The organism is Bacteroides congonensis (assembly GCF_900130125.1).
Taxonomy (GTDB): Bacteria; Bacteroidota; Bacteroidia; order Bacteroidales; family Bacteroidaceae; genus Bacteroides; species Bacteroides congonensis.
Map to the genome: position 1 here is coordinate 752,273 of NZ_FQXY01000009.1, position 16,842 is coordinate 769,114.

At 38.7% G+C, this 16,842-nt stretch carries 26 protein-coding genes and 1 pseudogene; 16 read left to right on the forward strand and 11 right to left on the reverse strand.

Annotation, left to right across the window (positions count from 1 at the left end):
• Window positions 1-9 precede the first annotated feature (9 nt).
• The 16 genes and pseudogenes from BQ7997_RS09795 (at window position 10) to BQ7997_RS09860 (ending at window position 10,197) form a co-directional block, all read left to right on the forward strand.
• Complete coding sequence (locus BQ7997_RS09795; protein ID WP_073345836.1) at window positions 10-285, forward strand: HU family DNA-binding protein; 276 nt, start codon at window positions 10-12, stop codon at window positions 283-285.
• Window positions 282-947, forward strand: a complete 666-nt coding sequence (locus BQ7997_RS09800; protein WP_073345838.1) for a DUF4494 domain-containing protein — start codon at window positions 282-284, stop codon at window positions 945-947. Before BQ7997_RS09795 ends, BQ7997_RS09800 begins: the two co-directional genes overlap by 4 nt.
• Window positions 889-1,319 (forward strand): annotated as a pseudogene (locus tag BQ7997_RS09805) (VRR-NUC domain-containing protein). Before BQ7997_RS09800 ends, BQ7997_RS09805 begins: the two are co-directional and overlap by 59 nt.
• The gene (locus tag BQ7997_RS09810) at window positions 1,304-2,284 is read left to right on the forward strand and encodes a DUF4373 domain-containing protein (protein ID WP_073345844.1); all 981 of its coding nucleotides are present in this window, start codon (window positions 1,304-1,306) and stop codon (window positions 2,282-2,284) included. The pseudogene BQ7997_RS09805 and the gene BQ7997_RS09810 overlap by 16 nt, the downstream one beginning before the upstream one ends.
• Entirely contained in the window at window positions 2,281-3,966 is a 1,686-nt protein-coding gene (locus tag BQ7997_RS09815) for a DNA cytosine methyltransferase (protein ID WP_073345846.1), read from the forward strand. The genes BQ7997_RS09810 and BQ7997_RS09815 overlap by 4 nt, the downstream gene beginning before the upstream one ends.
• Before the next feature lie 24 nt (window positions 3,967-3,990).
• A complete protein-coding gene (locus tag BQ7997_RS09820) occupies window positions 3,991-4,653 on the forward strand; it encodes an NUMOD4 domain-containing protein (protein WP_073345849.1) in 663 nt (220 codons plus the stop codon).
• 17 nt (window positions 4,654-4,670) lie between these two features.
• Entirely contained in the window at window positions 4,671-4,802 is a 132-nt protein-coding gene (locus BQ7997_RS26015; protein ID WP_257227923.1) for a hypothetical protein, read from the forward strand.
• Between the two features lie 18 nt (window positions 4,803-4,820).
• Entirely contained in the window at window positions 4,821-5,021 is a 201-nt protein-coding gene (locus tag BQ7997_RS09825; protein ID WP_073345851.1) for a hypothetical protein, read from the forward strand.
• Window positions 5,022-5,034: 13 nt separating this feature from the next.
• The gene (locus tag BQ7997_RS09830; protein WP_073345854.1) at window positions 5,035-5,643 is read left to right on the forward strand and encodes a nucleoside triphosphate pyrophosphohydrolase family protein; all 609 of its coding nucleotides are present in this window, start codon (window positions 5,035-5,037) and stop codon (window positions 5,641-5,643) included.
• Window positions 5,644-5,663: 20 nt separating this feature from the next.
• A complete protein-coding gene (locus tag BQ7997_RS09835; RefSeq protein ID WP_073345856.1) occupies window positions 5,664-6,137 on the forward strand; it encodes a hypothetical protein in 474 nt (157 codons plus the stop codon).
• 9 nt (window positions 6,138-6,146) lie between these two features.
• The gene (locus BQ7997_RS25715; RefSeq protein ID WP_022042982.1) at window positions 6,147-6,314 is read left to right on the forward strand and encodes a hypothetical protein; all 168 of its coding nucleotides are present in this window, start codon (window positions 6,147-6,149) and stop codon (window positions 6,312-6,314) included.
• A complete protein-coding gene (locus BQ7997_RS09840; RefSeq protein ID WP_004318024.1) occupies window positions 6,314-6,508 on the forward strand; it encodes a hypothetical protein in 195 nt (64 codons plus the stop codon). The genes BQ7997_RS25715 and BQ7997_RS09840 overlap by 1 nt, the downstream gene beginning before the upstream one ends.
• A 12-nt stretch (window positions 6,509-6,520) precedes the next feature.
• Window positions 6,521-6,757 carry a hypothetical protein gene (locus BQ7997_RS09845; protein WP_004318022.1) on the forward strand — a complete coding sequence of 79 codons (237 nt, stop codon included), beginning with the start codon at window positions 6,521-6,523 and terminating at the stop codon, window positions 6,755-6,757.
• Between the two features lie 36 nt (window positions 6,758-6,793).
• On the forward strand, window positions 6,794-7,219 hold the full coding sequence (locus BQ7997_RS09850; RefSeq protein ID WP_073345859.1) for a hypothetical protein: 426 nt from the start codon (window positions 6,794-6,796) through the stop codon (window positions 7,217-7,219).
• 101 nt (window positions 7,220-7,320) lie between these two features.
• Entirely contained in the window at window positions 7,321-7,485 is a 165-nt protein-coding gene (locus tag BQ7997_RS25775; protein WP_210436301.1) for a hypothetical protein, read from the forward strand.
• Window positions 7,486-7,548: 63 nt separating this feature from the next.
• Window positions 7,549-10,197: a hypothetical protein gene (locus tag BQ7997_RS09860; protein ID WP_073345861.1), complete on the forward strand. Its 2,649-nt coding sequence runs from the start codon at window positions 7,549-7,551 to the stop codon at window positions 10,195-10,197.
• 91 nt (window positions 10,198-10,288) lie between these two features.
• On the opposite strand, the gene BQ7997_RS09865 is transcribed toward BQ7997_RS09860, so the two are convergent.
• The 11 genes from BQ7997_RS09865 to BQ7997_RS09915 all read right to left on the reverse strand — a co-directional run bounded on the left by BQ7997_RS09865 (window position 10,289) and on the right by BQ7997_RS09915 (window position 16,770).
• Window positions 10,289-10,819, reverse strand: coding sequence for a hypothetical protein (locus BQ7997_RS09865; protein WP_004318015.1), 531 nt, complete (start codon window positions 10,817-10,819; stop codon window positions 10,289-10,291).
• Window positions 10,820-10,828: 9 nt separating this feature from the next.
• Complete coding sequence (locus BQ7997_RS09870; RefSeq protein WP_008761290.1) at window positions 10,829-11,344, reverse strand: hypothetical protein; 516 nt, start codon at window positions 11,342-11,344, stop codon at window positions 10,829-10,831.
• 23 nt (window positions 11,345-11,367) lie between these two features.
• Window positions 11,368-11,817, reverse strand: a complete 450-nt coding sequence (locus tag BQ7997_RS09875; RefSeq protein WP_073345864.1) for a hypothetical protein — start codon at window positions 11,815-11,817, stop codon at window positions 11,368-11,370.
• A 2-nt stretch (window positions 11,818-11,819) separates the two neighbouring features.
• Window positions 11,820-12,386 (reverse strand): DUF6808 domain-containing protein, encoded by a 567-nt coding sequence (locus BQ7997_RS09880; protein WP_073345866.1) that lies wholly within the window; start codon window positions 12,384-12,386, stop codon window positions 11,820-11,822.
• The gene (locus BQ7997_RS09885) at window positions 12,373-12,972 is read right to left on the reverse strand and encodes an N-acetylmuramoyl-L-alanine amidase (protein ID WP_073345869.1); all 600 of its coding nucleotides are present in this window, start codon (window positions 12,970-12,972) and stop codon (window positions 12,373-12,375) included. Before BQ7997_RS09885 ends, BQ7997_RS09880 begins: the two co-directional genes overlap by 14 nt.
• A 2-nt stretch (window positions 12,973-12,974) precedes the next feature.
• Entirely contained in the window at window positions 12,975-13,577 is a 603-nt protein-coding gene (locus BQ7997_RS09890; protein ID WP_004318005.1) for a hypothetical protein, read from the reverse strand.
• Window positions 13,574-13,810: a hypothetical protein gene (locus tag BQ7997_RS09895; protein ID WP_008761285.1), complete on the reverse strand. Its 237-nt coding sequence runs from the start codon at window positions 13,808-13,810 to the stop codon at window positions 13,574-13,576. The genes BQ7997_RS09890 and BQ7997_RS09895 overlap by 4 nt, the downstream gene beginning before the upstream one ends.
• Before the next feature lie 6 nt (window positions 13,811-13,816).
• Window positions 13,817-14,299 (reverse strand): hypothetical protein, encoded by a 483-nt coding sequence (locus BQ7997_RS09900; RefSeq protein WP_073345871.1) that lies wholly within the window; start codon window positions 14,297-14,299, stop codon window positions 13,817-13,819.
• 68 nt (window positions 14,300-14,367) lie between these two features.
• Window positions 14,368-15,858, reverse strand: coding sequence for an RNA-directed DNA polymerase (locus BQ7997_RS09905; RefSeq protein WP_073345874.1), 1,491 nt, complete (start codon window positions 15,856-15,858; stop codon window positions 14,368-14,370).
• 251 nt (window positions 15,859-16,109) lie between these two features.
• Window positions 16,110-16,421 (reverse strand): helix-turn-helix domain-containing protein, encoded by a 312-nt coding sequence (locus BQ7997_RS09910; RefSeq protein ID WP_004317997.1) that lies wholly within the window; start codon window positions 16,419-16,421, stop codon window positions 16,110-16,112.
• Between the two features lie 4 nt (window positions 16,422-16,425).
• Entirely contained in the window at window positions 16,426-16,770 is a 345-nt protein-coding gene (locus tag BQ7997_RS09915) for a type II toxin-antitoxin system RelE/ParE family toxin (protein ID WP_008761282.1), read from the reverse strand.
• Window positions 16,771-16,842 lie beyond the last annotated feature (72 nt).

Sequence of the window (16,842 nt, forward strand, 5' to 3'; positions counted from 1 at the left end):
AATACAACAATGAAGAAAATTGAAATCGTTGAACACGTCATCAACAATACGACTATTAGTCGTTCACAAGCTATTCAAGCCGTAGATTGCGTTTTTGATGCTATTGAAAATTCTCTTTGTAAAGGTGAGAGTGTTTATATCCGTGGTTTTGCCACAATTAAGGCACACACCTCCAAAAGAAAGAAAGCACGGAATATTAGCAAGGGAACAACAGTTGTTATTCCAGCTCAACGCTCTGCCAAGCTCATCATTAGTAAACAACTTAAAGCTCGAATGAATTTATGATGCACACATGGTTTGAATGTAAAATCCGTTACGAAAGAGTAATGGAAAATGGAATGAACAAGAAAGTTACAGAACCTTATCTTGTCGATGCACTTAGCTTTACAGAGGCCGAAGCACGGATCATCGAAGAAATGACCCCATTTATCTCTGGAGAATTTACTATATCAGACATTAAACGTGCCAACTATAGTGAACTCTTCCCTAGCGACGAAGCGAGTGCCGACCGCTGGTTCAAATGCAAACTATTTTTTATCACACTGGATGATAAAAGCGGTGCGGAAAAAAAGACTTCCACACAAGTATTGGTACAGGCTGCCGACTTACGTGACGCAGTGAAGAAACTGGACGAAGGCATGAAGGGAACAATGGCAGATTATCAAATTGCATCTGTTTCCGAAACCGCTATCATGGATGTTTACCCGTATTCTGCCGAAGAATCCATTACAGATACCATCAGCGAAAATGCCAACTCCCCTATTGTACGCAACTTCATCCAATCACTTCCTGAAGGTTGTAAGACAACAATAACAGTTGGAGGAAAGAAAGTCGTAGTCGACAAAACTGGCAAGGACACTATTGTTACACCTAAAAATGAAAACAGCCATGACATTGGAAGAGATGCTCTCAAAGGAAAGAAAACAAAAAAAGAAGCAAAAACATAACGATGAGGAACACCGCATACAATGCGCTTGTGTAAAATACTTCAATTTGAAGCATCCGAAGTTGAAAGGCCGGTTGTTTGCAGTGCCGAACGGAGGAAGACGCGATACTGTTACAGGTGGTAAATTGAAAGATGAGGGTGTAACAGCCGGTGTATCCGATTTGATTCTGTTGAAAAGCAATCGTGATTATGGTGCGCTGCTCATTGAAATGAAAACTCCTGTTGGTCGGCAATCTGACTCACAGAAAGAATGGCAAAAGATAATTTGTGAAAACGGAGAATACAAATATGTTGTGTGCCGTTCGCTGGATGATTTCATTCGTGAAGTGGATGATTATCTAAAAAATACAGAATGATATGGGACGAAATGTAAAAAAAGGGCTCGACTATTTTCCTTTTGACGTTGACTTTTTTCAGGACATAAAAATAAGGAAACTGATCAAGTACCAGCGTGGCAAGGCCGTCACTGTATATGCTCTCCTGCTTTGTCTTATCTATAAAAATGGGTATTACATGTTGTGGGACGAAGAGTTGCCCTTCATATTATCGGAACAAACCGGTTTTGAAGAAGCGTATATACAGGAGGTCGTCAGATGTTGCCTGGCATTAGGGTTGTTTTCTAAAGAACTCTTTGATAAGGAAAAAGTTCTCACTTCAATCGGAATACAAGAACGCTATAAACGAATATGTGATGATTGCAGAAGAAAGTGTGAATTTTCAGAGTTTAACCTTATTTCTTCCGAAGATAAACGCATTTCTTCCGAAGAAAAGCCCAAAAACTCCGCAGAAAGTACACAAATAAAAGAAAAGGAAATAAAAGAAAAGAAAATACCTCCTCAAACTCCCCCTAACGGGGGCGTTTCGTCGGACAGAGGAGGAAGAATAACTTCGTCTCCTTCTTCTGAAAAATATTTTGATATTAAGTCAGAATTGCGTGGTAAACCGGGCATAACAGAAAATGACGTATGGGAAGCTATGCGCCTTGCCGAAAACGGTAAAGAATCATCTATCGGCACGGGGCTCATCAAACAATGGCTAGACAATCCCTCAATGTGTGACTTCTATATAATCATCCAAAATCTACAGAGAATGGAGCGTGAAGGACAAATAAGGGTAATGTCTCATGAAAACTACTTTGTGTATGTTTTTCTGCTAATGAACCTGACAAAATCCGATGCTGATTCAGTTCGCCTATATATCCAAGACCCGATACTGTTCGAAGAATGTAAAAAGCTGATTGCCGAAATTAAAAAAGGCGGTATCAACCAGCCCGGCAGATTCCTGCTCAAAAAGTTGAGAGAATGTCAAATGAGTATTAATAAACAAAATCTAAAATGAATAATATAAATCTACTATACGTCGATCTATTTTGTGGTGCCGGAGGAACGTCCACTGGAGTAGAATCAGCGAGAATAAATGGTGAACAGTGCGCAAAGATTATCGCTTGCGTAAATCACGATACTAATGCGATCGCTAGTCATGCAGCCAATCACCCGGAGGCAATGCATTTCACTGAAGATATACGCACACTGGAACTATCAGCTCTAGTAGCGCACGTACAACGAATGAAACAACTATATCCAGACGCCCACTTAGTTCTTTGGGCTTCTTTGGAGTGTACTAATTTTAGCAAAGCAAAAGGCGGACAGCCACGTGATGCTGACAGTCGGACACTGGCAGAACATCTTTTTCGTTATATTGAAGCTGTTAATCCAGATTATATCCAGATTGAAAATGTTGAGGAGTTTATGTCATGGGGTGATATGGACGAAAACGGAAAGCCTATCAGCATGGATAAAGGTAGGTTATATCAAAGATGGGTACGCAACGTAAGAAAGTATGGCTACAACTTTGATTTCCGTATTCTCAATGCTGCCGACTATGGTGCATATACTACTCGAAAACGCTTCTTTGGTATATTTGCTAAAAATGGATTACCGATAGTATTTCCGCAACCTACTCACTGTAAAAACGGTAAACAAGATATGTTTGGTCGTTTGGAAAAGTGGCGCCCGGTTAAAGAGATATTGGATTTTTCCGATGAAGGAACAAGTATTTTTCGTGAGAAGCCACTTGCTGAAAAGACAATGGAACGTATCTATGCCGGCCTGATAAAATTTGTAGCCGGGGGCAAAGATGCTTTTCTTATCAAATATAATTCCATGAGCCGAACTGGGAAATATAATGCCCCTGGGATTGATGAACCATGCCCGGTAGTAGCTACGCAAAACAGACTGGGAGTTGCGCAGGTATGCTTTCTTTCAAAACAGTTCAGTGGACACCCCGAAAGCAAGAATGTTTCTATTAATGAACCAGCCGGAACAATTACATGCAAAGACCATCATGCGTTTGTATCAGCTCATTACGGTAACGGATTTAACCGCTCAATAAATGAACCGTCTGCAACCGTAACAACGAAGGATCGATTCTCTCTCGTTTCTCCATATTTCATAGACCAGCAATATGGAAACAGCAAACCTTCATCTACAGAAAAGCCGCTTGGATGTATTACTGCCAATCCTAAGTACAATCTTGTTAGTTGCAAACCGTGGATTATGAATACAAACTTCTCCAACGTTGGTAGTAGCATAGAAGAGCCCGCACAAACAGTCACTGCAAATAGAAAGTGGCACTACCTAATGAACCCTCAATTTAATAGTGCAGGTGGTTCCATTGATAACCCATGTTTTACTCTTATAGCACGTATGGATAAAATGCCACCTTATTTGGTCGCAACCGAAACCGGACGTGTAGCAATCGAGATTTATGATACCGACAGTCCTATGACCAAAAAAATAAAAGAGTTCATGGGCTTATACGGGATAGTTGATATTAAAATGCGGATGCTACGCATACCAGAGCTAAAGCGTATTATGGGGTTTCCAGAAAACTATGTGTTAATCGGAACACAAGCCGACCAAAAGAAATTCATAGGAAATGCCGTAGAGGTTACAATGGCGCGAGTTCTTTGTGAAGCTGTCAGCAAGAAACTACGCGAATTGAGAAAAGTAGCAGCATAGAATTATAGTAAAACAAGAATAAAGATGAATGAAATTTGGAAAGAGATAGTAGGATTCCCCGGGTATTATGTGAGTAGTTTGGGGCGTGTGAAACATGTACTGAAGAATGGTCATGAAATTATTTTGAAGCTAGCCAGAAATACTATGGTTCAGATACATAAACGCAGAGGAGAAAATTTGAATATTTCAATAGGGAAATTGATGTATTCTACTTTCAACGGGATAGACCGGTGCAAGTTGGATGGTATTTGTGTAAGAGGAACCACCTTGAATGAACTTCGGATTTTTAGCAGGAACGAATTTCTCGAAGAGATCAGAACGAATAGAAAAAAAATAGAGAGTGGTGATGTTAAAATGTTGCAACTGGATGCATACAGGGATATGCAAACTATTATTTCCGTATGGGAAACAGGAGACTCATCTGTCCTTTTCCACCGGATAGAAACCTATAAAGAAGAAATAATTAGTTATGTGTATCATAAATTTGGAATCGGACGTCATGAAGCGGAAGAGTTATGGAGCGCTGCCCGTTCCATTCTTTCGAACGGAATACTGTTAAAAGAACGGGCCGTCGGTACATTCAGAGGATTTCTAAAAGTGACAATAAGGAATATTATATTTAAACAAAGAGAAAGAAAGAAGAAAATTATGTCATTCTATGATAACAGACTGCATGGAGTGTATTAATTCAAATCAGAATAGCTATGAGCAAAGAAAGATTACAAGAGATAGCAAAGGAATTGGCAAATAATGCCAATATGCCGTACTGCTGGGAAGATATCTACAATCGTTTGATTGGCGGTTATCCTCTTCCATTTAAAGTAAAAGTTGAATAGCGTAAAACAAGAATAGATATGAATATAGAAGAAGCAATAAAAGCCATGCAAAGTGGTGCTAAATTAACCCATAAATATCTTCCAGCAATGGGTACTCAATATCTATATATCATAGATGGAGAGTATGTAGATTCTAAAGGCTATATATTAAACAAGGTAGATGTTGAAGTCCGCCTTAAAGCTAACATATTTAAGATTGGATGGCAGAAAGTTAACTAATAACTGATTAGATATGAGTAAAATAGATTTGAACGTCCTCCGTGATAAGGCATATAAAACCGCTTGTGAACACGGCTTCCACGATCAAGAATTGAGTAACGAGCACTGTCTTTGCCTTGTAATATCCGAACTAATGGAAGCTGTGGAAGCTGATAGAAGGGGAAAGCGTGCTAATGTTGATTGGTTCGAGAAGAAAATCTCAACCAGTCGTATTTGTCAAGGGTTAGACCCTGACATTCCCAAAGAGCGTGGTTACGAAGTTGCATACAATGAAACAATCAAAGGGGCAATAGAGGAAGAGTTAGCTGATGCTGTTATCCGCTTGCTTGACCTTGCAGGACTTCGAGGGATAAGCCTTGAACTTGCCAACGGAGATATTGATGACTGTATTGAAGATATGGCAGAAGCCTGTAAAGACGAAACTTTCACCGAATCAATCTATTCCATCTCTACACTTCCTGTTAGATATGACGGAATATTTGATTTTCCTACAGCCGTGAATGATATGATACTATCAATCTTCGGGCTTGCCAAGCACTTAGATATAGACCTGCTTTGGCACATCGAGCAGAAAATGAAGTATAACGAACTCTGTGAAAAGATGCATGGGAAGAAGTATTAACTCTCATAACGAATAAAAAAATGAGCGAAATAAAGTTTAGATATAAATTTGATTCAACCGCCTATGTCGTGGATGAAGCATATTTTCTTAAAATGGAACGAATGGCAAAAATGAATGGTGAGAAAATAGAAAAACTTGCCGAAAAGAAATTCAGGAACTATCTCAATGATGGTATGAATCCTATCAAACTGGAATTTAGAATAAGAGGTGTTGAGGAGCTTGTAGGGCATAGCGTTATAACTGAATTGAATTATGGGGAAAGGGGTTATCCGATGTCTGTTCCAGAAAGGATAAAGTATGCAATCGTTGATGATATTGCAGGCTATGTAGAAGATAGGTTTAAGCATTACAAAGAGGATTGTCAAACACTTTTTGACAAGATGTATAGAAAGCATGAAGAAAGAATTAAAAAGAAAATTAGATTTTGGAAATATCTTTTTGCCGTTACCTTTTTCATGTTGCTAATCGAATGTATTTGTAGAATAGTTCAATAAAAGACAGAAATGAAAAAAATACTACTAGTATGTGTTATTCTTGCTCTAACAGGAGGATGTAGCACAAAGAAAGTCCCATATGTGACTTTTAAGAGAGAATATAAAGAAAACCGCTTTACAAAACAATTTCAGGAAGCGGATTCGATGTTTAAAGAACAATACAAATATAAGAAATAATGGATGCAAAAACACTCTTTACCAAAGTTGTCCAGATGCGCAAAGCACAAAAAGAATATTTCAAATGTCGTACTCAAGCTAATTTACGAATTTGCAAAGCACTCGAAGCCGAGATTGACCGGGAGATTGAACGTGTTAATAGCATCATCCCTCCTCCCAAACAACCGGAACAAAAGAATTTATTCACAGATTAAAACCAATAGATTATGAATTCAACAGTATTAAAAGAAATCATTGCGTTCCTCTTCGGACGCAAATATTATGCCAATATTGTAGCTACCAAAGGTACAACCAAACAAGAAATCTGTTCTTACATTTTTGCAACAAAAGAAGCCGCTAACCGGCATCGATTGGAAATCGAAACAACCTTATCGTTTACTTTTGTCGAAACAGTTACCTTTCGTTCTCGTCGAGTACATCTCAATGCGTCAGTAAAAAGTTAAACTACAAAAGCTAATCATTCATCATACTTTCGTACTATGATTATCAGTAAGTTAAAATTATGGTGGCAATCACTTCTGTATTATGTGATTGCCGACCCTGCCGACAACTCGATAACGCTTTCCAAACGCTTGTTCTTGCATATCAAGAATAATGCCAGGAAGAGTGATGCAGCGCGTGTATTCGTTTTCCGTATTTCTGGAGACGATACATTCGGATTCATAATCAATCCAGTTATTGAACAAGCAACCCAAATGTGCGATATTCAATACAACGACAAGTATAAATGTATAGGATTTGAAACGCTCTGTCCGTCAGTCGGCCGCATCCTTTATGAATATGGACTATCCGATAACTGTCGAGTAAAATTGTCCGTATCAATTCAGAAAACTCCACAAGGAAAAACTTATTATAAATTCGACAAGCCAAATGCAAAGTATATTAGGAAACACCCGAAAAGCTGATATCACCTTTTACGCATCAGGAAGGATAGATATTAGTGCTCGCGTCGCAAAACATCTCCAGCTCTCACGCGGAGATGTTTTGGACATAATGATTGACCAAGATGAATTTTACCTTTACGTTAGACTTCGTTCACCAAACGGGAGGCATGAAGCGATGGTATTCCCAACGAATAAGGCAGGAAATCACTTCAGAACTTCATCAAGCAGACTTTGTACAGCAATTCTCCAAGAATGTAAAGCAACAGCTAAAGCAAGATTATGTGTAGGAGAACCAACAGAAAACGAATACGGTAAACTATTACCAATTATCACTAAATACCTTTTGTAATATGATAAAAGAGATTAAGTACAATGGATATTCTGCCAATCCATCAGATTACGAATGTGCAGATGGTGACTTGTCAGTTGCAATGAATCTTATTCCTGAAGATGGAGTATTAAAAGGCATTCAAAAGCCTCAATGTTTATTTACTCTCCCACAAGGAAAAAAAGTGATATACATACACAACATCTCGGTATATAAACATTACATAATTTACGATACAGAATCCGCCGCCTTACAATGGTTATCCTCTAACGACACTGATAAGCAGCCCGAAGATATAGTATCTATTTCTGGAGAACTCTATCAGGTAACATCACTTGGAAACACATTAATCATACTCACATCTGAGGGCATAATTTATGCCCTCTACAAGTCAGGAACATATGTACTCATGGGAAGTAACCCGGTATTTCCATCGCTCTCTTTCCGACTAAGAGCATCTATGGGAAACTCGGATATGTTATCTGCAAGTTTCCCCGGATTTACTCCGTCTATTATTCTTAATTCACTTATTCTCTCAATAGAAGCCAGCCAAGCTGTAAGAGATACTGTATTGGCATTTACCAATAAATATACCGCCGATGCCAAAACAGCAGGATTATTCCAATACCCATTCATGATAAGATATGCCTACCGTATGTATGACGGAACCCTCAACTACATTTCATCTCCAGTAAAAGTCTACCCATCATATGGCATACCTTATCTCATACATTATACAGGTTATGAAGTTAACAATGGTCTATACACCAAATTCAATATGGTTGTATCGCATGTTGCATCAAAATTATATTACGAGATAACAAATTTCGATGAAGTGAAAGAATCTGTAGCCGAATGGGGGGAGTTGGTTAAGAGTATTGATATATTTATCACTCCCCCACTCTATACTGTTGATCAGGACAGTATGTGCAAATCAATCTCCCCATATGCCTATTTGGGACCAATGGGTGGTTCGTCCGCATTTTTAAGTTATTGCGCTAACTCCGGTAATGAGAATATCAACGGTAAATTAATATATCGATGTCATAATGCAAGTGAATCAATCAATTCCAATCAACTTTTCTTTGGAATGTCAGGTAAATCACTCGTAGATGATGACTCTTCATTACCTTTCTACCTTATCTCTTCCATTGACGTAAAAAAAATACAATCGGGTGAGAACATTGTTTCTATTGAAAATGGTGCTCTCAATTCACTTGAGGCAAAAGAAGTAATGGAGGGTGACAGCAATTTAATGGGAACAATTGTCGCAAAACATGCATTTCCATACAACGCACGTCTAAATCTGACCGGAGTAACTATTATCCCTCCGACATTCCCACTTGAATCTTGTTTTCAATATGCTAATGGAGAGTATGATAACGAAACTAAAAAAGCCGTTGAGAAAACATATTCTTATAAAGCATACATCTTCATTGAAGCCGAGAAACGAAAAGTTATGGTACAGTTTCTTTCCGGTATACCAATGAATATCGTTGATTCATACTTCTTTTATCCCAACATCAATGCAAAAGAGCTTATTATTGAGCGTATAGATAACAATGGAGTAAAATCCTATTCATATAGCAAATTACATAAACATGAAACACTTAACGGAGTATACGGAAGTATCAACACGAGTTTCTCTAGTACCCCCGATATGAGCCTCATTACTGATACAGAAATCGGAATCCCATATCCAAATAAAATATATACTTCTGATGTAAACGATCCTTTTTCATTTCCCGCTCTCGGAGTCTGCACTGTTGGAACAGGTACAATCATTGGACTCAGTTCAGCCGCAAAGGCTTTATCACAAGGCCAATTTGGTCAATTTCCTCTTTACTGTTTCTCTACTGATGGAATTTGGGCCCTCGAGGTTTCTTCTACCGGTTCCTACTCTGCCCGCCAGCCTATCACACGTGATGTGTGTATTAATTCCGATAGTATAACCCAGATTGATAATGCTGTACTATTTGCGACTGACCGTGGTATTATGCTTATTAGCGGTTCTACAAGCCAATGTATTTCGGATATTTTGGACAGTGAATTGGCTTTCTCTATCAATTCTTTACCCCATTTGAATAAATTGGTTAATAATACAAGATTTAATTCAACAGAGTTTCAATTTCTAACTTTCCGCGAATTTCTAAAAACATGTAGGATGATTTACGACTATATACACCAACGTATCATCATTCACAACCCATCATGTACCTATGCCTACTTATATTCAATGGATAGTAAGCAATGGGGAATGATGCATAGTAACATCATGAGTGGTTTAAACTCCTATCCTGATGCACTCGCTATGACTTCAGATAATGATCTCGTTAATTTCTCACAGCCTGATAACACAATAGAACCTATTACTGCATTAGCTGTCACTCGTCCGTTCAAAATAGATGATCCAAACATGTTCAAAACGATAGACACCATCATACAACGCGGATATTTCAAGAGTAGCCATGTCTCACAAGTTCTGTATGGTTCAAATGATTTATTCAACTGGCATGCAGTATGGAGTAGTACCGATAAATATATGCGAGGTTTCCATGGCACACCATACAAAGCATTCCGACTTGTACTAATATGCAAACTAGACAAATCTGAAAGTTTGTTGGGGTTTACCGTCCAATTCACCCCCCGTATGCTTAATAAACCAAGATAACTTACATAGGTTAGTTTTTTTCATATTAAGGTTAAGAAAGATTGTTAGCAAAAGAGCCGGAATGCGTGATGCACTCCGGCTCTTCCTTTTATCAGAAAGGTTTCAACTTTCGTTTTATTTTGCCTTTTCTCGACATTAGCGATGTCTGTATCTTAGCTCTGATACTCATTATCTTCTCCTCCCAATTAGCCTTACTACTTGGATTCGTTATACTCATCCAATCTGCAAGTACCTTACAGATAAGATACTCGTGTATCAGATGTTTTAGTAGCTTCACCGTAGATAAAGAAAAATCTTCCGGTAAAGTGAGTACAATATGATATTCTTCGGGAGCTACAAGAATATCATCAAGAGCTTCCTGTTCGTCCGAGATTTCCTCTTTGGTATATGGATATAGCATTTCCACACATTCTGCATGGGTAAGATTGAGTACACGTGTAACCCGGTTCACATTACCACTTTGTCCAATGTCAAACACCTGATGCCGGGCATGTTCATTCTCCGTTTCCATAATATCACCTTCCACAAAGGAGTAGTTCTCTACGTCATAGAGTAACTCTGAACGTTTGAATGTCAGCGTTACTGTTTTTGTCTGCTGGAGTTTCTTACAACAATATCCCATGAGAATACATTAAGAATAAGTCGGTCTTTCAGGTCGGCTACGTTTATAAAGCGCACGCTTTACATTCTCTAAACTTATCGCCGAATGCTGTACGTATGAAGCTGCATCTTCCGGGTTGGTAATGGCAAACCAATCTCCCAAAGCCATATCTACAAGGTAGGCATGAATACCATTGCCCAACGCATCAGCCGAAGAGTTGTTATAGTTACTCGGCAACTCGAATGCAAGTTCTAGTACACCATTATCATCAATTTCTTTTGCAATCAGATTGTTGCTTGTACTTTTGTCTTCTGAAAGATACTCTCCAAGCAGACTCTTCAAAGATGAAAACGCATTTGCCAATGAACGACGGATTTGATAGCTGTTTTCCTCATCATCACTCGCTTGCATATTAGAGGCGGCTTCATAATTCTTTTTACCCTCTGCCTCACGCGCCTGCCCGGTCAAGTATGCCTTGTTCTGAATATCATAAACAAGCTCTTTAACCTGTTGGGTCACTGTCAATGTTTTCTTGTTTTCTGCCATAATAAATAAAGATTAAAAATAATTCAATTGTACGTAGGACGTATAGGACGTTTTTTAAAAAATGCCTTACGCATGACGTCCTCCATATAGGTAGCCGCTTCCGTTGCATATCCGGTTGCTTCTTCTTTATTGGTAAATGTGTACCACTTTGCCGTAATATTCATAACAAAAAACGAGAACAGACTACGTTCCATACTTTCTGTTAAAGCTTCATCAAACGAACTTGATAACCCCAACGAAAGCTGATATATCCCCTCACTTTCGACTTCGTTAAGAAGTATTTTTTTCAAGCTATTACAAGCAGTGTTTTTGCTTTCATTCCAAAAACGCTCTAGCATACTCTTATCCTCATCCGTTGTGAAAATACGGTTGTATGCGAGTTCGTTGTCCATCTTAGCCCCGGTATAAGCTGTGGTCTGTGCCACTTCTTCATATACACTTTCTTTATTGACGGTTAAAGCAATATCTGTCATAATTAAAAATTGAATAGATTACATGATACACCAACTCCAATATATGGTGTAAATTCCGGCACCCCTCTTAATGCTATTCCATATCCAATTTGAACACCAACACTCCAACGTTTCTTCCTCGACCTAGGATAGCAGTCGTTAATGGTTACCACTTCATGTTGCGAATGTAATACCAAGCTGTCAAGTTTCGGGTTATATCCGCTTACGTATGCCGTATATAAACTATCCTTGTATACCTTTTTGGTAATAGGAATAATCACATCTACACTATCCTCTGATACAGATTCATGGAAATTTTTCACGATTTTCGGAAATTCTGATACGCTTTCAGGCAATTTTTGTACGTTTTCTGGCAATTTCGAGACTGTAGGAAGACGTTCAGTAACATATCGAATAACAAAGCTGTCTTTAGGAATGGGCTTATAAAATGGTATTGTATCAACATAGGTTGTTCTTGTTGTATCTCTTGTTTTCTGTTGCCTACTTGCAAAATGTACTACATTCATAAACAACGAAGCAAGAAATACAATCATAAACAACACTACTGCAATATTCTTAAGTTTTCCCATACTTGGTGACGTATTTGATTATTGCATTTACATGAGTTTTAATGATAGCTTGCTTCCCCTCATCTGAGTTGAGGAAAGCCACATCTTCTTTATTATCCTGAAAAAAGTTTTCTGTAAGAACAGCCGGACATTTGGTTTTTACTAAAATGTAGAAGTTCTCTTCCCAATCTGGATCTCCGTCCGAATTATCCCTACGGATTTTTTGTCCGGCAAAATTCTGTTCGGCTTCCTCGTATAACATAGTGGCCAATTCATCCGATTTTGTTTTACCTTTTGAAGTGTATGCCGACCAACCTCTTGCACTCATCCATTCGCCGTTTCCCGCAGCATTGCAATGAATAGAAACAAGTAATACATTTGTTGCCCCATACCGTGCACAAATTTCATTCACACGTCTTGCTCGTTCTGCCAATGGCACATCTACTGTCTCATGCACAATACGCTCTACATCATATCCTTTCGCACGCAAGGCTCGTTCCACAGATTCTGCAATCTCGCGTGCATAAAGGTATTCTCGTAATTTCCCATCAGGAGAACGTTTGCCCGGTGTATTTTCCCCGTGTCCATTATCTATTAATATTTTCATAATTAACTATTTAAGCGTTGATAAAAGTCCGTTTTTATATTGTCGTATGCAAGTTTCACATTGGTATAGGCGCGTGCATTATTTTCTCCATCCTCATTATAGATTTCACTTTCAACTACACTCACCACATCTTCCACCCAATTCTCATTACAATATTCCGACAGAGGTTTTCCATGATATATAAAAGGGTCAAAGCGACTCTTTCGATCATCATGGATTACTTGAAGTGATTTCCGTATTTTGTTTACAGTTGCTTCACGATCAGCTATGTGATTCTCTATTCGAACCCGCTTTATCAACCTACAAACCTGTTCGATACTAAGGTCAAAAGCGAAACCCGTCAAATTCCGGATACGCAGTAAGGTTTCAGGTTGAAGTCTTTCCATTAAGTTTCGTTGCAAACTCACATTGTCTTGTACTGTATCAAGCAATTGATTCAAACACTCCTGTTGTTCCAGAAGGCGGTTTATCATACTCTTAAACCATTTGAATAGTGCTATCATCATAGCTGCTGAAAGCAAAAGAAAAAATGCAGCACTCACAGCCATCATGCCATAGTCACTAATGCCTTTAGCCACCTCCGTTACATGTTGCACTTCCGTCATACGATAGTTCTCACTAATTGTCCTACACACGTTCCGGCCACTGTTAAGCCGAAATCTATCCAGTCCCAATTGCCACCATATGCCTTGTCTTTATACTCCAAAGCACCTGCAGTAAGTACACCTGCATAGGTTGCAGAAAACCAATCAAACGCACAAATACCGATACCAAATCCCCCAACAAGATGTTTCCACCTGTTGCTTTGTGCAAGCCATTCAATCAATTTTTTCTTCATTCTTGTCTATTTTATATTAAACACTGTCCAATCCACACTGTCTTTTTCTTTCCAACCATTTTGAACAGTTTCTATCACATACAGGCTCATTGCCTGGGAGAATGAGATAAATTCATCTACATTCTCGAAGGTGTAGTAGATGGGAGTACCATCTTCCTGTTCATTGATTTTTAGGGTAAGTGGATATAGAATATTTTTGTTACGTTCTATAGCAGCAAAATTCAATTGATTTTCAGCAGATAGGTATATCGGCTTTTCATTCCATATAAAGCCGTTCACGATCTTCTCCTGCGTGGCAGTATTTATAGTAGAGATAATAAGTTCCTTAACCTCGGAAAGTGTTGGACTGTGGTCAAATGTATGTCGGTACTCCCAACCTCTTTCACTTGCCTCATCATCCTTTCCAAAGCCATAAAATAATGTCCATTTGGTTCGGCCTGTATGTATAAGCCCATCCTGCCGCTGCTTCGTGCCGTAAATCTTTTCCATCTTTATGAATTTTGATTTTCAACAAAAGTAGCGGATGAGATGCGGATTCGTATGTTATCTTTTACCTGTTAGGTGAAATTATATTTTCGTTTACCTCCGTCAAAAACTTCACCTTTAATTATTGTCTCAAACGGAAAACCATCCTCAATGTCACTGACTTGATCTAAAATTCCCTTCATTTCCGCTGAAGCCGTAAAGAACTTTCCCCATTCTTGTTTAGCAGGATTACGAAATGATACCAAATATCTGTTCTCACCTTCCTTGGTGTCTATACCAGTTTCAAAATCATGTATTTCAATAGGAATGTTTACTATATCACTCAATCGTGTTACTTTACCTGGAAAGCGTTTCTTTCCGTCAGCTGGGGTGTATGTTACACCCATTTCTGAAAATTTCTTCATATTCTTTTTTGTAAGTATATAAAATAGATGCTTGCAATCGGCATGGCAAGCCATACCCTTAAATGATCCAATTATTTGTTGTCTACGCTTTCGGGATTTCAACTTAGACAGTTTTCTAGCAGCATTTACTTTTATCCGTTTCCTTAACAGAGTATGGCTACCATAATTTACATACCCAAGAGCATCCATACCAGCAGATATAGGGGCAACTCTCTCACTTGATTTTATCGTAAGCCCCATCTTATCTGCTTCGATGTGCAAGCAGTCACGTAACCTCCACAACTCGCGTTTACTTTCTCCAAGAATAAAAATGTCATCGCAGAATCGAAAGTAATATCTTGCTCCATGCACATCAATCATCCGGTGGTCAATATCATTGTGATAAAGATTACCGAGGAATTGAGACGATCGCAATCCCTTACTGATACCACATTCTCCATCAGGATAGAGTGCCTTCACAAAATTTTCAAGAATGGGCAAAAGAAGAGGATCGCCTACATATCTTTTAATAATAGAAATTAAAGTTTCGTGATTAATACTGTCATAATATCCTTTGTAGTCGCTTTGATAGTAATATTTGAGATTAGGATTTTCTGCCATTGCAGCTTGTATCTGATGAAACAACCCATGCGGTCCACGTCCTTGTATGGAAGCAGCGGTAGTTTCTATCAATAAAGAAGAAAGTCGATTTTCCAACGGTTCCATAATAGCATTACTCCCAATGCGTTCTATGACCGAAGGAGCTTGTACTGTTCTTACTTTCGGGCCGTCTTCAGTAAGAAATGATTTAAGGTTCTTGATACGGAATGTACCATTACCAATTTGGTTTTTCAACGTTTCAAATATTTTTCCTTTATTTGTCACATAACGAATCATTCTTGGAGAACATTCGATACCGTCTATGATAGTTTTCGGCATAGACCTGTTCCCATTTCGAGCATCTGCATTTCGTAGATTCGCCATGACACGCTTAAATGAGCGTTCCAAATTTTCGTCTGATATAATTTCCGGTATAAGGTTATATAACGGATAACTGACCAGAGGTATATTTCCGGTCAGTTTAAATAAATCATCAATTTTACAGACCGCCTTCCGGTCTCGTGGGGAGAAGTCAAGCCACTCCCCACATATGGTTAATGTTATGTTCCGGCTTTCCATAAAATATATATATTATATTATTATGCTGTTGCCGAGGTTCTAATCCCTCGGAGAATATCGGTGGTAATCTCGTACCTTATATAGAGTCTCCGATTAGTTTAACCAACAGAATTTCAGCCGCGCCCCGTAGTTCGTGTTCGAGTTCGAAGATGCATTGTTCGCGTTCGCATAAGCGAGACCGCTGTTCGCATTCGAGTTGTTGCCAGACCGCAAAACACAACGGCGCGTGGGATTGTCCACCTTACTATGTTTTAAAGAGTTATACTTCCAAAACCTGCAATACTTAAAGAGGCCTCCATCCCCATTGCTCTGAATACACGCGCAACAGTCGAAAGTGTCAGATTCCTACCACTTTCTATTTTCGACACCTGTGCACGCTGAACACCAATCTTCTGGGCTAGCTCCTCCTGTGTCATATTTTGGGATTTCCGGGCTTTCTTAATAGCCTCACCGATAAGGAACGACTGCAATTCAGCCTCATATTTATCCCTATGTGGTGTCCCGACTTTCCCAATGTGCTTATCCTTAACTTCATCAAGGGTATAAAATTTAATCGTTTCCATATCACTATTTTTTTGAGTTGAAATACAATTTTCTAATAGCTTCCGCTTTGTTAATCTCTTTACTTGGGGTCTTTTGTGTCTTTTTGACGAATCCGTGCGTAGCAATAACCAATGTTTCCGCATCAGTATCCCAAAAAGCCAACAAACGATATTGAATACCTTTATAAAGAGTGCGGAACTCCCAAATATCCGTACCATCCAATTTTTTAAAAAGGTCTTTATCCATATATCCATTGGCAACCTTATCTACATTATAAACAATCTTGTCTTTAATGTCTTGGCGCAAAGTATCAAGAAAGGCATCTGCCTCGCTTGACATTATCACTTTGAATCTTGCTTTCAATTCCATACCTTGTTATTGCATTGCAAAGATACAAAAAATGTTCCATATATAGAACATTTTAAGGCACAAATATTCATG

Coding starts and splice junctions, on each gene's coding strand:
- BQ7997_RS09865 (WP_004318015.1), bottom strand. CDS start 10,819: ATGGGATATTGTTGTAAGAAACTCCAGCAGACAAAAACAGTAACGCTG.
- BQ7997_RS09895 (WP_008761285.1), bottom strand. CDS start 13,810: ATGAAGAAAAAATTGATTGAATGGCTTGCACAAAGCAACAGGTGGAAA.
- BQ7997_RS09910 (WP_004317997.1), bottom strand. CDS start 16,421: ATGGAAACGATTAAATTTTATACCCTTGATGAAGTTAAGGATAAGCAC.
- BQ7997_RS26015 (WP_257227923.1), top strand. CDS start 4,671: ATGAGCAAAGAAAGATTACAAGAGATAGCAAAGGAATTGGCAAATAAT.
- BQ7997_RS09880 (WP_073345866.1), bottom strand. CDS start 12,386: ATGGGAAAACTTAAGAATATTGCAGTAGTGTTGTTTATGATTGTATTT.
- BQ7997_RS09835 (WP_073345856.1), top strand. CDS start 5,664: ATGAGCGAAATAAAGTTTAGATATAAATTTGATTCAACCGCCTATGTC.
- BQ7997_RS09915 (WP_008761282.1), bottom strand. CDS start 16,770: ATGGAATTGAAAGCAAGATTCAAAGTGATAATGTCAAGCGAGGCAGAT.
- BQ7997_RS09905 (WP_073345874.1), bottom strand. CDS start 15,858: ATGGAAAGCCGGAACATAACATTAACCATATGTGGGGAGTGGCTTGAC.
- BQ7997_RS09885 (WP_073345869.1), bottom strand. CDS start 12,972: ATGAAAATATTAATAGATAATGGACACGGGGAAAATACACCGGGCAAA.
- BQ7997_RS09850 (WP_073345859.1), top strand. CDS start 6,794: ATGATTATCAGTAAGTTAAAATTATGGTGGCAATCACTTCTGTATTAT.
- BQ7997_RS09860 (WP_073345861.1), top strand. CDS start 7,549: ATGATAAAAGAGATTAAGTACAATGGATATTCTGCCAATCCATCAGAT.
- BQ7997_RS09800 (WP_073345838.1), top strand. CDS start 282: ATGATGCACACATGGTTTGAATGTAAAATCCGTTACGAAAGAGTAATG.
- BQ7997_RS09815 (WP_073345846.1), top strand. CDS start 2,281: ATGAATAATATAAATCTACTATACGTCGATCTATTTTGTGGTGCCGGA.
- BQ7997_RS09795 (WP_073345836.1), top strand. CDS start 10: ATGAAGAAAATTGAAATCGTTGAACACGTCATCAACAATACGACTATT.
- BQ7997_RS09830 (WP_073345854.1), top strand. CDS start 5,035: ATGAGTAAAATAGATTTGAACGTCCTCCGTGATAAGGCATATAAAACC.
- BQ7997_RS09890 (WP_004318005.1), bottom strand. CDS start 13,577: ATGACGGAAGTGCAACATGTAACGGAGGTGGCTAAAGGCATTAGTGAC.
- BQ7997_RS25775 (WP_210436301.1), top strand. CDS start 7,321: ATGAATTTTACCTTTACGTTAGACTTCGTTCACCAAACGGGAGGCATG.
- BQ7997_RS09875 (WP_073345864.1), bottom strand. CDS start 11,817: ATGACAGATATTGCTTTAACCGTCAATAAAGAAAGTGTATATGAAGAA.
- BQ7997_RS09840 (WP_004318024.1), top strand. CDS start 6,314: ATGGATGCAAAAACACTCTTTACCAAAGTTGTCCAGATGCGCAAAGCA.
- BQ7997_RS09900 (WP_073345871.1), bottom strand. CDS start 14,299: ATGGAAAAGATTTACGGCACGAAGCAGCGGCAGGATGGGCTTATACAT.
- BQ7997_RS09825 (WP_073345851.1), top strand. CDS start 4,821: ATGAATATAGAAGAAGCAATAAAAGCCATGCAAAGTGGTGCTAAATTA.
- BQ7997_RS09845 (WP_004318022.1), top strand. CDS start 6,521: ATGAATTCAACAGTATTAAAAGAAATCATTGCGTTCCTCTTCGGACGC.
- BQ7997_RS09870 (WP_008761290.1), bottom strand. CDS start 11,344: ATGGCAGAAAACAAGAAAACATTGACAGTGACCCAACAGGTTAAAGAG.
- BQ7997_RS25715 (WP_022042982.1), top strand. CDS start 6,147: ATGAAAAAAATACTACTAGTATGTGTTATTCTTGCTCTAACAGGAGGA.
- BQ7997_RS09820 (WP_073345849.1), top strand. CDS start 3,991: ATGAATGAAATTTGGAAAGAGATAGTAGGATTCCCCGGGTATTATGTG.
- BQ7997_RS09810 (WP_073345844.1), top strand. CDS start 1,304: ATGGGACGAAATGTAAAAAAAGGGCTCGACTATTTTCCTTTTGACGTT.